The sequence below is a fragment of the Bacillus testis genome, from assembly GCF_001243895.1.
GTDB lineage: Bacteria > Bacillota > Bacilli > Bacillales > DSM-1321 > Bacillus_AD > Bacillus_AD testis.
This window is the reverse complement of sequence record NZ_LN851186.1, coordinates 2,330,726-2,352,239: the sequence shown is the minus strand read 5'-3', so window position 1 is coordinate 2,352,239 and position 21,514 is coordinate 2,330,726. Positions and strand designations below refer to the sequence as shown.

Sequence of the window (21,514 nt, the reverse complement as noted above, 5' to 3'; positions counted from 1 at the left end):
ATAGTTGAGCATAATTCAAAAAGAATAGCACCAAAGCATAGAGGAGGAAAAAGATGAAAGCGGTCATTATAGCAGAAAAACCTTCCGTTGCTAAAAATATTGCTGATGCATTGCATATCCGCACGCGGCAGGACGGATATTTTGAAGGGCAGGAATATATTGTCACTTGGGCTTTCGGACATTTGCTACAGTTGTTTGATGTAAAAGATTACGACAGTTCATTGGCCCAATGGAAAATGGAAAATTTCCCTTTCATACCGTCTAAATTTGAATATAAAATTAAAAGTTCGCCGAAAAATCGCGATAAAAGCGATCCGGGAGCGCAAAAACAATTCAAGATTATTTCTTCCTTGTTGAATCGGAAAGATGTCGACCGTATTATTTCGGCATGCGATTATGATCGCGAAGGACAGGTGATCGGCGACAGCATTATCTATAAAATTAAGGCGCCAAAAGAAGTATACCGCCTGTTGCTGAATGAATGGACGCCTGAGGAAGTCATCAAGGGCTTGAATCATTTGAAGCCCAATACCGAGTTGCGCCCCCTTCAGGATGCAGGAGTCAGCAGACAATGGGCGGATTGGGTAATCGGCATTAATCTAACATCCGCAGCTACTCTGAAATATCAAAAAGGGCGGGGAAAAGTAATCAATGTAGGGCGCGTCATCCTGCCGACTTTAAAAATCATTTATGACCGGGACCAAGAGATCAAAAACTTTGTTCCGGAAACGTATTACAAGCTGGCAGCATCTTTTGTGACAGAAAATGGCGAAACGTTTGATGCCGTTTACAATGAAGGAAAAAAGGATAAATTCCCCGTCCAAGAAGAGCTGAATATCATCAAGAAGTTGGTTGAAAACAGCGCTGGAAAAGTAGAAGAGAAACAAACGGAGAGAAAAAAAGAGTACCCGCCTTTCTTATTCAATCTCTCCAATTTGCAGGGATACGTCACCAGTAAATACAAAGGATGGACTTCGGATAAGGTCTTGAAGGTTGCTCAATCCCTTTACGAAAAGAAGTTTATCACCTATCCCCGAACATCCAGTACAGCACTTGAGGAAAGCCTTAAGGAACGGACAGCCAAGGTATTGAATGCTGTAAAACGGGGGTTGCCATATGAGGATGAGGTTACATTTTCCGCCTCTAAGCGTTTATTCAATAATGCTAAAGTGGAAAGCCACAGTGCGATCGTCCCTACATATGTCATCCCGAAATCGCTTAGTTCAGATGAACATATTGTCTATCAGGCGATCAAGAACCGTTTTATCATGCAATTCATGCCGCTTGCAGAACATGAGGAGACAAAGGCGTCCATTTCTGTTTCTGCCGAGGAAGTGAAGGGATTGTTCCATGCCAAGGGCCGCGTGCAGATTGTGGAAGGCTGGCGCAAGGTGGAGAAAATAGAAACGAAGGATACGATTCTGCCGGCATTCGAAAAAAGCGATAAGCTGGACGTCAAAGAAGCTAAGGTCACATCCCACGATACAAAGCCGCCAAAGCACCATACAGAAAAGACATTGCTTAGGGTGATGGAAACATGCGGCAAGAACTTCGATGATGAGGAGGCCATTTTGAGCGGTTTTTCGATTGGAACAGCTGCCACAAGGGCTGAAACCATTAAGCGCCTTAAAGACATCGGTTATATCTATGCAAGCGATAAAAGCCTTCTATGCAGCGATTTGGGGGTCCGCATGGTCGAAACATTCCCCATCCGGGAACTGTTCGATTTGGAGTTTACCGGAAGGCTTGAAAAAGCATTGGCGGATATGGAAAAAAAGAAGTACAGCAGAGGCGTTTTCTTGCAGTTTATTTTTGACTTCACGAAGAAATCAATCGATAAGATCAAAGAAGATGGAGACCACATCATCCAGACAGTCGAAAGTGGAGCCGGCAAAACTGAAGGGAAAACCCCCGACTTTCTTGGCAAATGCCCAGCATGCGGCGGTGCAGTGATTGAGGGGAAAAAAGGGTTCGGCTGTTCGAACTGGAAGGAAGGCTGTAAGTTTGTCATCTGGAAAAACGATAAGTACCTGGCATCCATGAAGAAAAAACCGACAAAAACCATGGTGAAAGCCCTTCTCAAGAATGGCACAGCTCCAGTCAAAGGATTAGTCAGCAAAAAAGGCAATAAGTTCGATGCGCTCCTCTCTTATGAAAAAAACCAGGATAATGAATACTATGGCTGGAGGATGACTTTCCCAGACCAAGATACGAAACATGAAGCGTAATAGCTTCATGTTTTTTTTATCGGCATGGCCAATCCAAATGGGTGATGTCTAAAGTATATGTCCATCATATCAGGAATGTTTTCTAAAAAAGCTAACGGGGCATATACTTGAATAATAAGGAGATCAGAAAAAAGGCATTACAAAGCCATCTTGAAAAGGTATAATAAAGTAAGAATATTCTTTCAAACTTTATAATTGTCATTGTTGTCTATTTAATGATAATTTTAAAGAGATCGGCTCAATCGGGCCGAGTGCGAGTATGGTTGGAGCTGCTCTCTGCATACACGTTTATGTGAATGAGGAAAGGGGGTACAGAAGTGAAGAAGGATGCTAACAACCAATTTAATATCATAAGCGGGGATGCCACTAAAGGCGACGGTGGATTCGGTGCCGGAACATTAAGCCTGGACAATATTACCCCCATTATCGTAGACCCTGAACACAGCGAAGTCTATATTGATATGGATGCCCTGCATGGAAGGAGCAAGATTGAGAAAAAAGTCCGGTTTACGGGGATGCGCGATGAATTCATCGGCGAGTGCCCCGACTATTCCCAGTATTGGATCGCTTGGGTCAAACTTGACCGGAATGTAGACGGTCCTTATTATGCGGGCTTGGGAATCTGCGAAGTCCTTGTATCGAAAGAAGAGCGGCGAATTCGGCAAGGGTATAAATCAATGCCGGAACATGTCAATACATTGGATAAGGCGCTGAAAAGCAAAGTGGTCACCGATCGGGTGGATCAGCTATCCAAACGGTTGTTGAGAGATTATTTAAAATCCTTTAATGAAGAATATTGGAAGCATTCAGGCGAAGCGTTCAAGCAAAGCCTGGAATGATATTTAGCAGGAGTCTACTTTCAACAGATTGTCAGTGAAGGATTGTATCCATGATGGGAACAATGGGTTCTGTTGAGAAAAGATAATCGTTATGGTGATTATACTTTTCAATCGTACATATAACTCAGGGAGCCCTTTTATAAAACGGTTGTTTTCAAAAAGGTAAGGTTTTAAAATCCGTTCAGTGATGAAAGCCGGATCGTAGATTGATTGGCCGATGGGCAATGCTGAAGCGTATGGCAAACCTCTCGCCACAATCAAAACAAACTTTGCGGAAACAGCCTAAAAATAAATAGAAAAGGAGTCATTTATTATGGCATTTGTGATTACATCTCCTTGTATTGGAGAAAAAGCTTCAGATTGTGTAACTGTTTGTCCAGTAGATTGTATTGTTGAAGGGGAAGACCAATACTTTATCGACCCTTCCATTTGCATAGACTGTGGAGCATGCGAAACAGCTTGCCCTGTTGAAGCCATCTTCCATGAGGATGAACTGTTGGATGAGGATAAAGTTTTTCTTGATAAAGCGAAAGCATTTTTTGAACAACAATAAAGTGAAACTACAATCGGTGGGGGCATTCATTTCCCACCGATTATTAGTTGAATCAACCTGAATTCTTATTGGCGTTTGATTTCCCTTATACTTTTATGTCTTCATTTTCTTGGTGGAGCTTTGAGGTAAGATATAAACAAAGGAAAAAGTAACCATTTGGTTACTTTTTTTACTTATGGGTTCAGTTGATGGTGGAGATGCAGCATTTCATTGGCCAACGTTTCAATACGCAGCAGAACATCGAGATTGGTAATTTCATTGGTGTTGTTAAAACATTCGCTCTGCAGGAACACAGACGTGGTTGCCACATAGGCACGAAAGAATGAGAGGATCGGCTTAAGCTGATATTCCGCCACGAGCATGTGGTTTTTTGAGCCTGCTGTAGAAACCATGCCGACCACTTTTGATTGCAGGGCGGTCACGGGCAGATGGTCCAGCATATTTTTTAACGCCCCAGTTATAGAAGCCTGATAGATAGCTGTTCCGAATAGAACCGCATCAGCTTCCACAATCTTAGCGACCACATTTTGAGTATCTTCATTATATAAAGCCAGTGGTTTTCCGACGACAAACTCAATATCGTAATCCTTCAGGTCAATCAATTCAATATCAATGGATGGATCCGCTTTTTGAGCAGCATGGAGAACCTGTTTGACTGCAGCCGCTGTTTTATGACCGGTCAGCGAACCGGATACCCCAACCAATTTCACGCATATCTCCTCCTACTATATGTATGTATATCAGCTATCATTTATCCTGTTCACACCGGCACTACAGACGCCCGCTTCAAAAGCCACGTAAAGGCAAAGAAGTAAAAATGGGAGTCCAAGTGCCTGTATGAATACTGGTTGGTTGAACGAATGATCGGCAAGGGATGAAAAATCCCCCGGTCAACGTTTCATATGTTTGAAGAGGAGATTTCCTTTCAGGCCATCACAAAAACAATGATAACTCTTCCTCTATTGCTTCTTTAATTAAGCCAATGCATTCTTCAATGCTTTTAGCGTAAATTTGTTTTCCGTTTACTAATGCATAAGGGCGCATTTTGCATAGTGAACATCTATTTAAGCATTCATACCGCATGACAGCAGCTTCTGGGTATTGGCTGAGCAGCTCTTCAAGGTCTGCGGATGAAAGTAGATTCGAATCACAAACTTCAACAATAATAAAACCCAATTTTATCACTTCTCACGTTTGAAAATAGGAGTCCTAATGCCCATAACTGAGAATTAGTTTCATCTGCATTATACAATGTATTCATATAAAAGTCAGTAAATGAGAATTAAGAACTGTTGGAAGTATGTCACAATTGTACCGTTTTTATTATTTAAATAACATAGAACACTTGCAATTGTTAGAATAAAAACGTAAAATTTTCATGTGCTTTTTGTATCTTGCTTATGAAAGAGCAGAGGGATGGCTATTATTATAAAGTGACACTTTGATCGGTGGATTTTTCATTCATCCCCCGCCGATCATTAATTGAACCAATCAGATTCTTACTAACGCCTAATTTCCCGCTTCCGCTTTTTCATTTTCACTCTCGTGTTGAAGTAAGGAGTCTTAGCGCCAGTTAGAATGGGGAAAATAGTTCTATTGAAATAATGAGTAAAGATAAGGGGTAATAACGATGTCAGAACAAAAACCATATAGAGTCTTATTATATTATTTATATGTACCGATTGAAAATGCAGAAGAATTCGCCGCCGAGCATTTGGCATTCTGCAAGGAATTGGGCTTGAAAGGGCGTATATTGGTCGGCCAAGAAGGAATCAATGGAACAGTTTCGGGAACAATTGAACAAACAGATGAATATATGAAAACCATGAAAGAAAATCCGTTATTTTCAAAGATTGTCTTTAAAGTGGATGAGGCAGATGGACATGCATTCAAAAAAATGCATGTTAGACCGCGCAAAGAAATCGTTTCGCTTAGATTAGAAGATGATATCGATCCGAATGTGACTACCGGTAAATATTTGAGCCCGAAGGAATTTCATGAGGCTATGAAAGATGAGGAAACAGTAGTCATTGATGCGCGAAATGATTATGAATATGACCTTGGCCACTTCAAGGGAGCCGTTAAACCAGAAATCCAAAATTTCCGCGATCTGCCGGATTGGATCCGTGAACACAAAGAAATATTGGAAGGAAAAAAAATCCTTACATACTGTACAGGCGGAATTCGTTGTGAGAAGTTTTCAGGATGGCTGCTTAAAGAAGGCTTCGAGGATGTAAGCCAATTGCATGGCGGCATTGTCACTTACGGTAAAGACCCTGAAGTGCAAGGGAAAGATTACGAAGGGCAGTGCTATGTATTCGATGAGCGTATCTCCGTACCGGTCAACCACGTAAATCCGGAAATTGTCGGCAGAGACCATTATACAGGCGAACCGTGTGAACGGTATGTAAACTGTGCCAACCCGGATTGCAACAAACAGATCCTATGTTCAGAAGAAAACGAACATAAACATCTTCGCGGTTGTACGTATGAATGCAGCGCTTCTCCACGGAATCGTTATGTGATCGAAAATAAATTGACTTCCGAAGAGGTAAAAGCACGGTTGGAAGCAATCAAACCAGCCTATCAGCAATAAATGAATCTTTAATTTCTACATCGATCATTGGTTATACCAACTGAGAATCCATCCTGGCATACGGATCATTCACTACATATGCACTCTCGCGTTGCAGTGGGTATCTAAGCGCCAGTAAGCGGAATACACAATAAGCCCGGTGCAAATAGCCGGGTTTTTCCGTTTGTAACCCTTTTATGGTGCTGAACCAGCCTAATGTGCAAACGGTCCAGTATGTCCTTGAAGCTATCTTATCTTGTGATAGAGCAGAATATATAGTAAAATTTTTATGATATGCTTTGAATGGGAGGATACAGGATGGCAACACCTAGTATGGAAGACTATATTGAACAAATCTATATATTGATTGATGAAAAGGGCTATGCCAGAGTATCGGATATTGCTGAAAACCTAAATGTACATCCATCCTCAGTGACAAAAATGGTTCAAAAACTAGACCAAGAAGAATACTTAGTATATGAGAAATATCGTGGACTTATTTTGACTCCTAAAGGAAAGAAAATCGGGAAGAGTTTAGTATTCCGCCATGAACTGCTGGAGAAGCTTCTGCGGATCATCGGTGTAAAAGAAGAACTGATTTATGAAGATGTGGAAGGAATTGAACACCACTTGAGCTGGGATTCCATCGACCGCATCGGGGATCTAGTCCAATACTTCGAAGACAAGCCTGAACGGATTGAGGAACTGAAGAAGGTCCAGAATGAAAAAGATCAGCGTAATCAATAAAGTGAAACGTTGATTGGCAGAAATTTTATAGATTGCCAGGCGATTATTATCCATTGAATCAAACTCATTCTTCCTGGCGTTCTCTTTCTCTTCGACTTCATTCTTATGTTGGTGCTAATTTTTAGCGCCAGTTAGAACGGAAAAAAGAACAGCATGTTTAAAACTCTGCAATTGGCTAATTGTGGAGTTTTTTGCTATAAGAATCTTGCAAAGGGGAGGAAGTAAAGGGAACGTGCGGGTTGCAGGAAATCAGACAGATGATCCGCTGCCGCGCATGCGTTGGCATCTCTGGGCCGGCAGCCTGGCCAAGGCAGAGCGCCTGTACCGGGATTTACAGAAAAAAAGGGATCATGAGCACAATGCAAGGAGTTCAAAAGAATAGCTGGAAATATAAGAACGAGCATTGGGTGGAGAAAAAGGAGCATCAAAAAAATCCCTTGCTTTTTTTCCGGTTGAATGGGAGCAGGCATCATTATGCTCATCCTGGAAAGTGAAAAAATAAGCATGGGGAGACGTTTCCACGCTTATTTTTTTGCTGGTTTGGAAGAATAGCTACTATCCGCATCCAGGGAACTTAATCCCACTGATAAGGCGTTTCTTGGTACACATAATAATTAAGCCAGTTAGAAAAAAGGAGATTGGCATGGCTTCTCCAGCGATGTGCCGGTTTATACTCAGGATTGTTATGGGGAAAATAATTCTTTGGCAAGGCGATTGCTATCCCTTTTTTCTTATCCCGCAGGTACTCCTGCAGTAAGGTGGTATTGTCATACTCTGGGTGCCCCGTCACCATGATGTGCCGTCCGTCTTTGGAGCTGATCAAATAGGCGCCGGCTTCCCGGGATGAAGCGAGAATCTCCAGGTCCGGGTGCTGCGTGATCTGATCATTTTCAATATTGGTATACCGTGAATGCGGTGCGTAAAATTCATCATCGAAACCCCTGACCAACTTTTCCTTTTGTTTCCTGACCGTATGCAGGAATACACCGGAACATTTTTTGCTTAGTTTATATTTGTTGATTCCGTAATGATGATAAAGAGCTGCCTGTGCTCCCCAGCATATATGCATCGTGGAAGTGACGGCAGAAACAGACCAATCCATGATTTCGGTAAGCTCATCCCAATAATCAACCTGCTCAAAAAGCAATTTTTCCACAGGTGCGCCTGTGATGATCATGCCATCGTATTTACGGTGCCTGATTTCCGAGAAGTGGGAATAAAATTGGTCAAGATGATATTTGCTGGTGTTCTTTGAATTATGCGTCTTCATTTTAAGAAAGGTAATGTTGACCTGTAGAGGGGTATTTCCCAGCAGCCTAAGAAGCTGGGCTTCGGTTTTTTCTTTTTCGGGCATTAAATTGACAATCAATATATTAAGGGGCCGGATGTCCTGCGAAATGGCCCTGCTATCATCCATGATAAAAATATTTTCTTTTTCCAGGATTTCTTTGGCCGGCAATAAGGCCGGCAGTTTAATCGGCATCGCGCATTCCTCCTGTATAGGTCTTTTTTCTCTTTGCTACGCGCTTCATTAAGCTTAGGAAACAAAGCGCTTGTCCTAAAACCCTTTTGGTTCATTTAATGAAAAATTCACTTTATTGCCATTATAAAGAAGCTGAAGAAAAAGTAAATAGAAATAACTGTATTATTTGAATATTTAAATTTTTAGGTTGTTCAATGGTTTCTGTCCTGTAAAGGTATGGGCCGTGTTACAATCAGTTAAAAGAACATTCATTTTGGAGGGGAATTATGAGTAAATCTTCAACAACGACGTACAAAACAGACTTGGAAATCGCAAATTGTTCGGAAATGAAAAAAATTGATATGATTGCTCATTCAATTGGATTAACGGAAGATGAATACGATCAATACGGTAAATACAAAGCAAAAATTTCCCTTGGGGTTTTGGAGAAAAATAAGCAGACAGAGGACGGTAAGCTTATTTTAGTGACGGCAATCAATCCGACACCGGCTGGAGAAGGAAAATCAACCGTTACTGTAGGCTTGGCGGATGCTTTTGGCCAGATTGGCGAGAAAGCTGTCATAGCAATGAGGGAGCCCTCTCTGGGACCTGTTATGGGCATCAAAGGAGGCGCTTGCGGAGGCGGCTATGCCCAAGTGTTGCCCATGGATGACATCAACCTTCATTTCACAGGTGATCTTCATGCGATAACAGCTGCAAACAATGCATTAGCCGCGCTGATTGACAATCACCTTCAGCAAGGCAATGAATTGGGGATTGACCCAAGAAGAATCGTTTGGAAACGTGTGGTTGATTTGAACGACCGGGCGTTGCGGAAGGTTATGATCGGATTGGGCGGGCCTATGCAGGGCGTTCCCCGCGAAGATGGATTCGACATTACGGTTGCCTCGGAAATTATGGCGATTCTTTGCCTGGCAGAAAACATCTCCGACTTGAGAAATCGCCTGTCACGGATCGTGATCGGATATACATACGGCAAGGAGCCGGTCACAGTAGCCCAGCTTGGAGCGGAAGGGGCATTGACACTCCTTTTGAAGGATGCAATCATGCCGAACCTGGTCCAGACAATTGAACATACTCCAGCCATTATCCATGGTGGGCCCTTCGCTAATATCGCCCATGGCTGCAATTCAGTCATTGCCACTAAAACGGCCTTGAAATTGGGCGATTATGTCGTTACGGAAGCAGGCTTTGGAGCGGACCTTGGGGCGGAAAAATTCCTCCATATCAAATCGAGAAGTGCCGGTTTGAAGCCAGATGCCGTTGTAATAGTGGCTACAATCCGAGCGTTGAAAATGCATGGGGGCGTACCGAAAGACGAATTGACCAAGGAAGATCCGGAAGCGTTAAAGAGAGGCTTTGCGAATCTTTTGAAACACTGTGAGAATATCGCTTCTTTCGGCTTGCCTTTTGTTGTTGCCCTCAATCGATTCGTAAGCGACCATGAAAGCGAACTGCGGACTTTTGCCGAACTATGCAGCGCCCATGTGATTGACTATGCTTTGACCGAAGTATGGGAAAAAGGGGGAGCTGGCGGTGTTGAACTTGCTAAACGGGTGAAACAGATCATCAAGGCGAATGAAAACCATTTTGATTATTTATATGATGTAAGCGACTCAATTGAATCCAAAATCAGAACCATTGCAACCAAGTTATATGGGGCAGCGGATGTCGAATTTCTGCCAAAAGCTAAAAAACAACTGGCGGAAATGGAAAGCAACGGCTGGGATCATTTGCCGGTCTGTATGGCTAAAACACAGTATTCTCTTTCTGATGACCCTAAAAAGCTTGGAAGACCGGAAGCGTTCACCATTTCCGTCCGTGAGCTAAAGCCATCGATTGGTGCCGGCTTTATTGTCGCACTGACAGGGGATGTCATGACCATGCCGGGGCTGCCGAAAAAACCGGCTGCGCTGAATATGGATGTGAGCGAAGACGGCAAGGCAGTGGGCCTATTTTAAGTGAGGGATGCATATGTTCGACCCAACTGCCTATGAAAACTTTAAGATTATCCTTGAAGGATCTGTCTATGATTATGATATGGCAGGAGACATTTTGGTAAGCGGACGATCGGAAATAATCGATTTGGCTGTTTTATCAAGGGCCTTCACAATCAGCTTCCACTTAACTGGCCAAGATAGGATCAGGGCTGCCATTCTCCTGCGTTCTTCGCTCAAGGAGCTTGCAGATGAAATACTTGAAGAGAATACCTTGCAGCCGAGCGCTTTTGTCGATATTGAATTTATGTGGGAATCCGATGAGCCCCATTCAGCTGATAGGCTGGCAGCCCTGAATGACTGCCTTTGGAAAGTCTGGGGCCATGATCGCCAAATCACACTCGAGGAAACAAGAAAAATGGTTGATGGAGAAAAAGGCCGCTACTATTATAAGATGGCTGTTTCCTTTCGCCGCAGGATAACAGAAGAACAGAGCGAAGATCTCTATTCCTTGGCCACCTATTGCATCAAGGCGTTGGACGGCCTACTGGCCATTGTGCCTTAATGACAAAGATTGAGCGGAGGAGGCCTTCCTCTCTTATTGATTATTTGTTGAACCAAGCGGGCCTCTCCTGTTGATTCATTTTCCAATTACACTCTTTTAGTTGCAGTTGCGATAAAACTTTACGTGAAAGTTGAGGAGACAGGCTCGTATTTCGTACAATTAAAGCAGCTATTATGTAAGGAGAGTTGTTGTATGGCCACGATTTATGATTTCGAAGCAAAAAGGATAAATGGGGATTTGATTTCCTTGGAGGAATATAAGGGCAAAGTCATCATGATTGTCAATACGGCGAGTAAATGCGGATTCACGCCTCAATATGAACAGTTGCAGACGTTGTATGAAAGATATAAAGATGAAGGGTTCGTCATCCTGGGATTTCCATGCAACCAGTTTATGGGGCAGGAGCCCGGGGATGACATGGAAATCGATAGCTTTTGCCGATTAAACTATGGCGTCACCTTCCCGATGTTCGCCAAAGTCGATGTGAAGGGAGACCATGCTCATCCAATCTTTCAATATCTGACTGCCCAAGCTCCTGGTGTGCTTGGCTCTAAAGGCGTTAAATGGAACTTCACTAAATTCCTCATTAATGCCCAGGGCGAAGTCGTGAAACGCTTTTCTCCGCAAACGAAACCATTTGATATTGAATCGGAAATTAAAAAATTGTTATAATGTAGTAAGGAAAAAGCTTTTTACTTTCGGTAAAGAGCTTTTTTCGTGGTTGCTACACATATACAACCAGCTTTAGTGGAAGCTGTTATAATAGAATGTTGGGCAGCATGCATAAGCATGCTGAAGAATAATCTAAGCAGTGCTACATATTAAGAAGCAGTAAAGTGAAAGAGAAGGTGTGCGTGTATGAAGATTTTGAATGCAGAGCATTTATCGAAGCAAATGGCTGAAAAAACCTTATGGGCCGATATTTCTTTTTCCATAAGCCAAGGAGAAAAAATAGGGATTATCGGTGTGAATGGCTGCGGGAAATCTACCTTGATGAAGATGATTGCCGGCATTGAGGAGAGTGACCAGGGTGAAATCATCAAACCGAAGGATTACACGATTTCATTTCTTGCCCAGGAGCCAGAATATGATGATCATGTAAGCATTATAGATTTCCTGTTTGCTAGCGATACGCCTTTGTTTAATTTGATAAGGGATTATGAAGATGCTTTGCATGAACTTCAGGAAAAACCTGAGGACGATGCCCTGCAAGAAAAATGGATGAAGCTCCAGCAGCGGATGGACGCCGAAAATGGTTGGGACAGAAGCTCGGAAGGAAAGGCGATCCTTTCGAAACTCGGGCTGGAAGACCAATCCGCTAAACTCGGTACCCTATCCGGCGGCCAGAAGAAACGTGCCGCGCTAGCAAAGGCATTGATTGAACAGCCGGATCTGCTTATCTTAGATGAACCTACAAACCATCTGGATGCATCCAGTATCAAATGGCTTGAGGAATACCTGGTGAAATATCCGAATTCTGTTCTATTCGTAACGCATGACCGCTATTTCCTTGACCATGTCACCACTAAAATATGGGAGCTTGATCAAGGGAATCTATATGAATATAAAGGGAATTACGAAACATTCCTGGAAGGCAAAGCCATAAGAGAGGAAAACGAACAGAGCACAGCGGCCAAGAAGCAAAACCTGTTTAAAAATGAGCTGGCCTGGATGAGACGGGGAGCGAAGGCGCGAAGTACAAAGCAAAAGGCCAGAATCCAACGCTTCGAACAATTAGAGAGCGATGTGAACCGCAAATCATCAGATGATCAAATGGAGATTGAATTGGCGGGCTCGCGTTTAGGCCGAAAAGTCATTGAGTGCATCGATATTTCTAAAAGCTTTGGCGCCAAAAAAGTGCTTGATCATTTTTCACGGCTTTTCAAACGCGGGGACCGGATCGGCATCGTCGGCAATAATGGCACTGGGAAATCCACCCTTCTTCGCATTTTGGCGGGGCGGGAAACGGTCGATTCGGGCATCATCGAACATGGCCAGACGGTGAAAATCGGCTTTTATACACAGGAAAATGAAGACATGAACGACCAATTGCGCATGATTGAGTATATTCGTGAAGAAGCTGAAACCATCCAATTGAAAGATGGGAGTTATTTATCCGCTTCCGCCATGCTGGAAAAGTTTTTGTTTCCAATGAGCACCCATGGTACGCCTATTTATAAACTTTCGGGCGGAGAGAAGCGCCGCCTTTATCTGCTTCGCATTTTAATGTCTTCACCGAATGTATTGCTGCTCGACGAACCTACCAATGATTTGGATACCCAAACGCTGACGGTTCTTGAAGAGTTCCTGGAGCATTTCGCGGGAGTGGTTGTTACTGTATCCCATGACCGGTACTTCCTTGATAAAGCGGCGAGTGAGCTATTGATTTTCCGCGGCGGTGGAGTCATCGATTCCTATTATGGAGCTTACAGCGACTTTTTGGCTGCAGACACTAAGGAAAAAGCCGAAAAAGCTGAAAAAGCCATCGAGAGCAAACCGGCCGAACAGCCGAAGGAAAAGAAAAAGAAATTGTCCTATATGGAGAAACGTGAATGGGAGACCATTGAAGATGACATCCAGCATGCGGAAGATGAGCTGGAACGAGTGGACTCTGAGCTTGCTATGATTGGCAGCGACTTTGAAAAAGGGCAGGCTTTGATGGAGGAACAGGCTCGATTGAATGAAAAGCTCGAAAAGCTGATGGAACGCTGGGAATACCTGTCCGAGTTGGCTGAATCCTAATTAACGCAAGTATAGTAAAGAATCTGCGGGATTGTCTGCAGATTCTTTTTGCCTAACGGCCAGTCATGCTGCATGACTTTTATTGCAAAACCATTTATAGTATGCTTATAGTATTTACGAATTAGATTTGGAGTGGATATGAATGTCTAACGCTTATGAAGAATATATGAAACAAGTTGCACAGCCGATGCGCCAAGAACTAACAAATGCCGGTTTTGAAGAATTGACAACGGCTGAAGAGGTGGAAAACTTCTTCAATCAAGAAAAAGGATATACATTCGTTGTTATCAACAGTGTCTGCGGTTGTGCCGCTGGACTTGCCCGTCCGGCAGCGATTAAAGCTGTTGCAGAGAGTGACAAGAAACCGGACCATATTGTGACAGTTTTCGCTGGACAGGACAAGGAAGCAACAAGCAAAATGCGTGAATTGATCAGCGGCCATGCACCTTCATCGCCAAGTATGGCGCTTATGAAAGGAAAAGAATGCATCCACTTTATTCCCCGTGATGAAATAGAAGATTTCACCGTTGAAGAAATTATGGATAATATTCAAAATGGCTTCAGCCAACATCTTGCTTAAGTAAAAATGGCATATAGAGCGATTGTTACGACAGCTGGACGGCCTACTTCTAAAATGGTAGAGGCAGCTTTGGATACTGCCAGGGAACTCGGTGTGCCGTTTGTTGAACGGAAGAAGAAATCGATTTCCTCCTTGCTTCTCGGCTGTGATATTGTCATTGTCCGGAGTGCGGATTCAGTACAGTTGTATCACGCCTCCTCTAAAGATCCCTATTTCTTTCATCCAAACCTCGCACGAGTAAGGGTGAAGGCATTGATGAATGGAGGAAGGGATGCTTTTATTGAAGCATGCGGACTGCAGAAGGGCGATACATTCCTCGACTGTACGCTTGGCTTCGCCTCCGACAGTATTGTCGCCAGTTATGCTGTGGGCGAGGACGGCAGTGTTACAGGTCTGGAGGCCAGTCCTGTGCTAGCATATGCTACCTCACTAGGATTGCGCAACTGGAATGATGAGGAATCCGCAATCCGGAATGCGATGGGCAGGATTACAGTCAAGCATGCGGATCATCTGGAATATTTACGCTCTCTGGAAGATAAATGCGTGGATATTGTTTATTTTGATCCCATGTTCGAAGAAAGCATAGATGAATCCAATGCTATGCAATCAATGTCGCCTTTTGCGGATCATGGTTTATTGCTTATCGAGTCAGTGGAAGAAGCAAAGCGTGTATCACGGCGTAAGGTTGTGTTGAAAGATCATTTTCGAAGCACCCGTTTCAAGGAATTCGGTTTTCGGCAGCAGGTCCGAAAAACCAGCAAATTCCATTATGGTATTATCGATTTGGAAGGATAACAAAAAACAGGCAGCCCTCTGCCTGTTTTTTGTTATATTGTTAGAATAAAATGGTGTCTTTGTAAATGCCGAAGTTTTTCTAATGAAACGTTCCATTCTTTGTTGGCCGATATTTACCAAATTAGGAGATAAATCTTCTAGCATAAGACGATTTTCTAAAAAAGGATCGTTTTTAAACAAGGTGAGTGATTCATTCATCATAAAGTTGATTGACAGGAGCAGAAGGTGCGAGATTCATGCTTAGATCAGCGGCACAGGCGAGATCCTACAGGCGATTTACACGAGGATGCTCCCCGACCCGCGGAAAGCGAGCATCCTGGAGCGGGTATCAATCGTTGCCGGAAAATAGATGAAACCTTTCTGTTTTTCATTCGTAATAATGAGTAAGATCATGTATAGTAGGTTTATAGAGAATGAAGCAAGCGAGGGATTGTTTCTATGAATGTACCGAAGTGGATGAAGAAAAGTTTAGTCATACTAGTATCGATTCTGACATTAGGTATGGTTTCACCTGACGATTTCCAATGGCAGGACGATGCAGCTGCGCATAAGCCGGATAAAAAGAGCTTGCAGGCTGAAGAAGAGAAAGCCGGCAGTTATTCCTTTCAGAACAGCCTTGAAGAACAGGAACCTGAATGCGACAGGGAACAGCTGGCGCAGGAATTTATTCGGGTAGCGGAGGAGTCTAGCTATGCCAAGTTTGGGGAACGAATCAAACCGAGAATAGAGGATGAATTCATGGAGGTCATTCTCCCGCAAATGGAAAAGGCGATTACCTCTTACATAGAAGCCTGCCCTGAGGAAGATTTGTCCAATCTTGCTATTTCAGAAAAACCTTCATCAGGCTATGGGGAAAAGATATTCAATGTCTATAATCAGCAGACTGGCAAGGACGTTATTCGTTTTCACGTTCGCCGAGAGAATCCTCCGCAACAAGGGTATTGGTTCAATTTCCATTATCATACCGATCAAGATCAATTTATAACTCATCATGAATTAGGAACCATTTATTGGGATAAAAATACACCCCCTAAATGGTCAACGTTAAATTAAGGAGCGTCCGGTTTCCTTTCAATTAAGCTAACCGGGCAAAAAAGCGGTGACGGGCTAAAAACCCGCACCTTTTTTGTTTTTGCCATCAATCTATTCTTTTGCCGGAAACAAATCGGAAAATAGACAGGTAGATCCATTAAAAATGGGTAAAGGATGGACAAATGCCATTAGGCGGAATTCAATAGATGGAGGGTTAGGAATGATCACATACCATAATGGAGACTTATTGAAAAGCGGCTGTGACATCATCTGCCACCAGGTGAATCTGCAGGGAGTAATGGGTGGGGGAATCGCATTGCAGATCGCCCGCAAATACCCTATGTGCGAGGTGGGCTACAAACGGTTTATACAGGAGTATAGGGAAAGAAATGGCCATATGGATACGGGACAGGTCTATATATATACAAGTGATACAGACCATACGGTGATTGCCAATTGCTTCAGCCAGGATGCAGCATTCAATACGGATTACAGAGCGTTGGAGAACTGTTTTGAAACCGTTAAGAAATACGGGGAAATGAGTCATCTAAAAACGATCGGCGTTCCCCACGGTTATGGATGCGGCATAGCGAACGGGGACTGGGGCAGAGTGCAAGCGATTTTTGAAAAAATAGTTGGCGAAGAAGAGAGAATTGAATTGCAGATATGGAAGTGGCCTGGATTTTAGGTTGATATGGGATAATGCAGAAAAAGACACTATTTTCAAAATGGATGTAGTATCTTTTTTTAATGACTGATAGAAGGGCAAGGCAGAGGTCTTTTTGAAATAGGACCATCAAGCCTTCCTTTTGGCGATCGCATTTATTTATTTTGTGAAGGATTGGTAGGATGAGCATTATTCTCGCGCTACTGGCTGCATTGTTTGCTGCAATGACATCCATCTTGGCGAAACTGGGCATAGAACGGATTAATTCTAATGTCGCAACCGCTGTTCGCACAATCGTGGTGGTCGTTATGGCCTTTGCGATAGCGGTTTTCACTGGACAGTTATCCGGCATGGCCGTTATATCCGGAAAAGCATATTTGTTTTTGATTCTTTCGGGACTGACAACAGGCCTTTCTTGGCTTTGTTATTTTAAGGCCATTAAGATCGGTGATGTATCCAAAGTAGTGCCGATTGATAAATCAAGTGTGGTGATGACGATCCTGCTGTCTTTTGTCATTTTGGGAGAAAAGGCGACGCCTCTCGTAATCACTGGCTGTGCTGTCATTACGATCGGGACGTTCATCTTGATCGGCAAGGTAAAAAAGGAGAAGATCAAACAGCCATCGCAATCCTATTTGTTTCTGGCTATTCTATCGGCTGTCTTTGCGGCTTTGACTTCTATTCTAGCAAAAATAGGAATTGAAGAAGTTGACTCCAATCTTGCAACGTTCATCAGGACAGTAGTCATATTGATTTTTGCCTGGGGCATCGTCTTTGCGCAAGGCAATCAAAAAGAAATTAGAAGGATAAACAAAAAAGAATATGTATTTCTTACGTTGTCAGGTGTCGCAACCGGCTTATCCTGGCTTTGTTATTTTGGTGCCATTTCCATCGGCAATGTATCGGTCGTAGCACCTATTGATAAATTCTCGGTTGTCATCACAATGGTCTTGAGCTTAGTCCTGCTTAAAGAAAAACCGGCAAAGCATACGATTCTTGGAGGGGTGCTGATCACATTGGGTACCATCCTATTAATCTTATAAGCCATACAAAAAGAGTTTCACACTAGTTGGTGAAACTCTTTTTGCGTTAATGGGATCCATTCTTTTTTCGGATAGCGAGATGCGTTGCTAGTGATCGGGTTTATCCTTGAAAAACAAATGGAAAATGAAAACAAAAAAGAGAAAGAAAACGATTGATATCATGATAGGGGCCAGCCAAACATGCATTTGTGAATAGAGCAGGAAGCCAAGGAAAGTAGAGAGTAAGACGAGGTCAAGATAGACGAAAAGAGGCCAATTCATCACATTATATACTTCATTAATTTTTTCCAAATCATGATTTGTTTTTTGTGATTTGTTCATATGAATCACCTGTAAAAAGTAGTTACATTTATATTATGTGCCTTTTTGGGAAAGGTGATTCAGCATGGTCCCAGATAAATGAGATGTCCACCGCATCGGCAGTCGGAGGAGCCGAACTGTTTGGGGTAGCATGAACCGTGGCGGGCAAATTCTGCAGCCAATGCACATTCCCCTTTGTTTTCCGGGTAGGTCTTTACATATGTGACTGTACATGCGGGACGGAAATAGTCGATATGCCATCGAAGTTTTTTGTCTGTTGACATATGCCTTTCAATCCGTTTTTCGATATGTTTCTTTGCACTTCCTATGTAAACATAGTTGCCTGCAGGGAAGGTGAATGTTCCAAGAGCCCCTATTTTCAATATCCGCTCTTCGGCAAGGGCATAATGGATACTGTAGAGTGAATGGTCCGGGTTTATGTCTTTGATCATTAAACTGTATCGCTCCTTTCATGAAGTGGTAAGAGATTGTTCCGTTGGTGTGGGTGGAAAAGTTCCCCTAATGGAAGTTTAACTTTATCCAACCTAAAATATTGGTATAATGAAATCAAGTAATAAATGTGATTGAGGTGCTTTTGCAGTGAAACAATATCTGGAACTATGTAAACATGTCCTTTCAAATGGCGTCAAGAAAGAAGACCGTACCGGTACAGGTACCATTAGTACGTTCGGATATCAAATGAGGTTCGACCTTCAGGAGGGATTTCCGCTTCTGACGACGAAGCGTATCCCATTCCGGCTGGTTGCAAGTGAATTGCTTTGGTTCATTAAAGGGGACACAAACATCAAATATCTTTTGCAGAACCGCAACAATATTTGGAATGAGTGGGCATTCAAGAAATGGGTTGAGAGTGATGAATACACCGGTCCTGATATGACGGACTTTGGGCTCCGTTCCCAGCAAGATAAGTCGTTTGCCAAGGATTATCAAGCGCAAATGGATCTCTTTATAGAGCGTATATTGGCTGACGATGCATTCGCAGAAAAGTACGGTGAATTAGGGAACGTTTACGGGAAGCAATGGCGCAATTGGACAACTACCCAAGGGGAGACGATCGACCAATTGCAGGATGTTATTGCTACAATCAAAAAAAATCCGGATTCCAGAAGATTGATTGTTTCTGCATGGAACCCTGAAGATATACCTTCCATGGCTTTGCCGCCTTGCCATACCCTGTTCCAATTTTATGTGCTTGAAGGCAAACTTTCCTGCCAATTGTATCAAAGAAGCGGCGATGTGTTTCTTGGAGTGCCTTTCAATATTGCCAGTTATGCCTTATTGACCCATTTGATTGCGCATGAATGCGGCTTGGAGGTCGGTGAGTTCATCCATACGCTTGGGGATGCCCATATATACAGCAATCATATCGAACAGGTCAAATTACAACTGACACGCGAACCGAAAGAATTGCCGCAGTTGATTTTGAATAAAGACAAAAAAAGCGTTTTTGATTTTGAAATGGAAGATATTTCTGTCGAAGGGTATGATCCGCATCCGGCGATTAAGGCACCGGTTGCCGTTTAACCGAGCAGAAAAGGAGATGTGCGCCATGATTGTTTCCATGATCGTAGCAATGGATGAAGACCGAGTAATCGGCAAAGACAACAAAATGCCTTGGAGGATTCCGCGCGAGCTGCAGTATGTTAAAAAAGTAACGATGGGCCATCCGATCGTGATGGGCCGCAAAAATTATGAAAGCATCGGCCGACCTCTGCCCGGCAGACGGAACTTGATTCTCACCCGTGATCCTGATTTCAAGGCCGATGGATGTGAAGTCCTCCACAGCAAGGATGATGTGTACAAAGCATGTCAAGGGGAGGATGAAGTATTCATTTTTGGCGGCGAACAGATCTATAAGCTTTTTCTTAACGATTGTGAACGGCTTTATATAACAAGAATCCACCATTCGTTTGGCGGTGATACGTTCTTTCCGGAAGTCGATTTGGAAGATTGGGAAGAGACGTATCGTGAAAAAGGCATTCGGGATGAAAAGAATGACTATGATTATGTTTACCATGTGTATGAAAAGAAAGAAGCTTAACAGCAAAAGAGCGCAGCATTTTGCGCTCTTTTATTATGTAAATAGGGTTATGGCCAAGGCATGCTAGGTAAGTGCACCGAACATCTTGGTAAAGGAAAAGGTTTCTCCGCAGTGGAAGAAACCTGGATTTTTTATTTTAAGCTAACATTTCAAGCGTATAGCCCATGATGGGTGTGCCGATGATGAGGGCCAAGGCCGTAGAATAAAGAACCATACAGGCTGGCCGTGATAACTTATGTATGCCTTTGCCGGTATAATAACCGGAAAATTGCCATTTGTTGCGGTAGAGGATAAATAACAGCAGGTAGATTCCGATGCCACCCAACCATTTATATGAATTCATCGGTATAGAAAAATGTCCATAAACGAACATTAATAATTGGCCTAATAAACTTCCGAGTATGCCAAAGATCAATATGATCCTTGCAAGTTCCAACACAACCTTCATTCCATTCATTTCCCTCCTTTCCATTATTTCTAGTATAGCATAACTCCTTTCTTAAAGGATGTGCCTAATCAAATATTTGCTAGGGAATATATGCAACCACTCTTTTACCAAAATGCACTAATAGTCACTGGGCACTCTATTCTATATAATGGGATAGGTATTTTGCATCAGGAGGTTACTGAATTGAGAACAATCGCGTTCTATCTGTATTTTTTCGGCTATTTGATTTATAGTATTCCGTTTTTAAAGAAAATCCGCAACCAGGAGGATTCTTCTCTTTCAATTGAAGAACAAGATAAGAAGAAGCATTTCCTTGCCAAACATTGGTCCAAGACATTGGTGCGTATTTCAGGGACAAAGGTGACGGTGATCGGCGAAGAAAATATGCCAACAGGCGCAGTCCTGCTGGTTTCTAACCATGAAGGGAATTTTGATATTCCGGTCCTTCTTGGTTTTTTGGAAAAACCGTTTGGTTTCATCTCCAAAATAGAGGTATTGAAAATCCCGATTGTACATAAATGGATGAGGATCATGAATTGTGTGTTTATGGATCGAAAAGACCGCAGACAGTCGATTCAAGCCATTCGACAAGGCATTGCCATCTTGAAAGAAGGTCATTCTTTATCTGTATTCCCGGAGGGGACAAGAAGCAAGGGAGGGCCAGTTGGCGAATTTAAAGCAGGCAGCCTTCGATTGGCTTCAGACGCCCAGGTTCCGATCGTACCGATTGCTATTAAAGGAACTTCTGGGGCGATGGAAAAAAACAAAGGTTGGATCAAGCCTGCCGAGGTGACAATCTCTATCCTGCCACCGCTTACGTATGAACAATATAAAGAGATGGCCATGGTAGAGCTGGCAAAAAAAATAGAAGCTGAAATAGCAGCAGAAAAAGCAGGTTTGTAAGAGAAGGAAAAGCTG

At 42.9% G+C, this 21,514-nt stretch carries 22 protein-coding genes; 17 read left to right on the top strand and 5 right to left on the bottom strand.

Going from position 1 to position 21,514, the window contains the following annotated elements; all coding sequences use genetic code 11:
- Positions 1–53: 53 nt before the first annotated feature.
- From BN1765_RS11890 to BN1765_RS11880, 3 genes are all read left to right on the top strand, one after another.
- Positions 54–2,228: a type IA DNA topoisomerase gene (locus BN1765_RS11890; RefSeq protein ID WP_050615338.1), complete on the top strand. Its 2,175-nt coding sequence runs from the start codon at positions 54–56 to the stop codon at positions 2,226–2,228.
- Between the two features lie 317 nt (positions 2,229–2,545).
- Positions 2,546–3,067 (top strand): YwhD family protein, encoded by a 522-nt coding sequence (locus BN1765_RS11885; RefSeq protein ID WP_230199523.1) that lies wholly within the window; start codon positions 2,546–2,548, stop codon positions 3,065–3,067.
- A 313-nt stretch (positions 3,068–3,380) separates the two neighbouring features.
- On the top strand, positions 3,381–3,620 hold the full coding sequence (locus tag BN1765_RS11880; protein ID WP_050615336.1) for an indolepyruvate ferredoxin oxidoreductase subunit alpha: 240 nt from the start codon (positions 3,381–3,383) through the stop codon (positions 3,618–3,620).
- Between the two features lie 173 nt (positions 3,621–3,793).
- Here the strand turns inward: BN1765_RS11880 and BN1765_RS11875 are convergent, their stop codons facing one another.
- Both BN1765_RS11875 and BN1765_RS11870 read right to left on the bottom strand, forming a co-directional pair.
- Entirely contained in the window at positions 3,794–4,330 is a 537-nt protein-coding gene (locus BN1765_RS11875; RefSeq protein WP_050615335.1) for an NADPH-dependent FMN reductase, read from the bottom strand.
- Between the two features lie 223 nt (positions 4,331–4,553).
- Positions 4,554–4,805 carry a YuzB family protein gene (locus BN1765_RS11870; protein WP_390621178.1) on the bottom strand — a complete coding sequence of 84 codons (252 nt, stop codon included), beginning with the start codon at positions 4,803–4,805 and terminating at the stop codon, positions 4,554–4,556.
- Between the two features lie 445 nt (positions 4,806–5,250).
- Between BN1765_RS11870 and trhO the strand changes: the two genes are divergently transcribed.
- Positions 5,251–6,216 (top strand): oxygen-dependent tRNA uridine(34) hydroxylase TrhO, encoded by a 966-nt coding sequence (gene trhO / locus BN1765_RS11865; protein ID WP_050615333.1) that lies wholly within the window; start codon positions 5,251–5,253, stop codon positions 6,214–6,216.
- Positions 6,217–6,513: 297 nt separating this feature from the next.
- Entirely contained in the window at positions 6,514–6,942 is a 429-nt protein-coding gene (mntR, locus tag BN1765_RS11860) for a transcriptional regulator MntR (protein WP_050615332.1), read from the top strand.
- Positions 6,943–7,516: 574 nt separating this feature from the next.
- Here the strand turns inward: mntR and metA are convergent.
- Complete coding sequence (metA, locus tag BN1765_RS11855; RefSeq protein WP_050615331.1) at positions 7,517–8,425, bottom strand: homoserine O-acetyltransferase MetA; 909 nt, start codon at positions 8,423–8,425, stop codon at positions 7,517–7,519.
- A gap of 266 nt (positions 8,426–8,691) precedes the next feature.
- Between metA and BN1765_RS11850 the strand changes: the two genes are divergently transcribed.
- The 9 genes from BN1765_RS11850 (at position 8,692) to BN1765_RS11810 (ending at position 17,786) form a co-directional block, all read left to right on the top strand.
- The gene (locus tag BN1765_RS11850; RefSeq protein ID WP_050615330.1) at positions 8,692–10,386 is read left to right on the top strand and encodes a formate--tetrahydrofolate ligase; all 1,695 of its coding nucleotides are present in this window, start codon (positions 8,692–8,694) and stop codon (positions 10,384–10,386) included.
- 13 nt (positions 10,387–10,399) lie between these two features.
- Positions 10,400–10,927, top strand: coding sequence for a hypothetical protein (locus BN1765_RS11845; RefSeq protein ID WP_050615329.1), 528 nt, complete (start codon positions 10,400–10,402; stop codon positions 10,925–10,927).
- Positions 10,928–11,119: 192 nt separating this feature from the next.
- Entirely contained in the window at positions 11,120–11,599 is a 480-nt protein-coding gene (locus BN1765_RS11840) for a glutathione peroxidase (RefSeq protein WP_050615328.1), read from the top strand.
- Between the two features lie 186 nt (positions 11,600–11,785).
- On the top strand, positions 11,786–13,669 hold the full coding sequence (locus BN1765_RS11835; RefSeq protein WP_050615327.1) for an ABC-F family ATP-binding cassette domain-containing protein: 1,884 nt from the start codon (positions 11,786–11,788) through the stop codon (positions 13,667–13,669).
- Between the two features lie 142 nt (positions 13,670–13,811).
- Entirely contained in the window at positions 13,812–14,249 is a 438-nt protein-coding gene (locus tag BN1765_RS11830) for a BrxA/BrxB family bacilliredoxin (RefSeq protein ID WP_050615326.1), read from the top strand.
- A gap of 6 nt (positions 14,250–14,255) precedes the next feature.
- A complete protein-coding gene (locus BN1765_RS11825; protein WP_050615325.1) occupies positions 14,256–15,044 on the top strand; it encodes a class I SAM-dependent methyltransferase in 789 nt (262 codons plus the stop codon).
- Between the two features lie 438 nt (positions 15,045–15,482).
- Entirely contained in the window at positions 15,483–16,097 is a 615-nt protein-coding gene (locus BN1765_RS11820; protein ID WP_050615324.1) for a YpjP family protein, read from the top strand.
- Between the two features lie 199 nt (positions 16,098–16,296).
- On the top strand, positions 16,297–16,764 hold the full coding sequence (locus tag BN1765_RS11815) for a macro domain-containing protein (protein ID WP_050615323.1): 468 nt from the start codon (positions 16,297–16,299) through the stop codon (positions 16,762–16,764).
- 161 nt (positions 16,765–16,925) lie between these two features.
- On the top strand, positions 16,926–17,786 hold the full coding sequence (locus tag BN1765_RS11810) for an EamA family transporter (RefSeq protein ID WP_050615322.1): 861 nt from the start codon (positions 16,926–16,928) through the stop codon (positions 17,784–17,786).
- Positions 17,787–18,166: 380 nt separating this feature from the next.
- On the opposite strand, the gene BN1765_RS11800 is transcribed toward BN1765_RS11810, so the two are convergent.
- Positions 18,167–18,538, bottom strand: a complete 372-nt coding sequence (locus BN1765_RS11800; RefSeq protein ID WP_050615320.1) for a GIY-YIG nuclease family protein — start codon at positions 18,536–18,538, stop codon at positions 18,167–18,169.
- Between the two features lie 148 nt (positions 18,539–18,686).
- On the opposite strand from BN1765_RS11800, the gene BN1765_RS11795 reads away from it, so the two are divergent.
- Together BN1765_RS11795 and BN1765_RS11790 are read left to right on the top strand one after the other, a co-directional pair.
- Positions 18,687–19,631 carry a thymidylate synthase gene (locus tag BN1765_RS11795; protein ID WP_050615319.1) on the top strand — a complete coding sequence of 315 codons (945 nt, stop codon included), beginning with the start codon at positions 18,687–18,689 and terminating at the stop codon, positions 19,629–19,631.
- A 25-nt stretch (positions 19,632–19,656) separates the two neighbouring features.
- Complete coding sequence (locus BN1765_RS11790; RefSeq protein WP_050615318.1) at positions 19,657–20,148, top strand: dihydrofolate reductase; 492 nt, start codon at positions 19,657–19,659, stop codon at positions 20,146–20,148.
- Between the two features lie 136 nt (positions 20,149–20,284).
- Here the strand turns inward: BN1765_RS11790 and BN1765_RS11785 are convergent, their stop codons facing one another.
- A complete protein-coding gene (locus BN1765_RS11785; RefSeq protein WP_050615317.1) occupies positions 20,285–20,596 on the bottom strand; it encodes a hypothetical protein in 312 nt (103 codons plus the stop codon).
- A gap of 183 nt (positions 20,597–20,779) precedes the next feature.
- On the opposite strand from BN1765_RS11785, the gene BN1765_RS11780 reads away from it, so the two are divergent.
- Positions 20,780–21,499, top strand: coding sequence for a lysophospholipid acyltransferase family protein (locus tag BN1765_RS11780; protein ID WP_050615316.1), 720 nt, complete (start codon positions 20,780–20,782; stop codon positions 21,497–21,499).
- Positions 21,500–21,514: the final 15 nt, after the last annotated feature.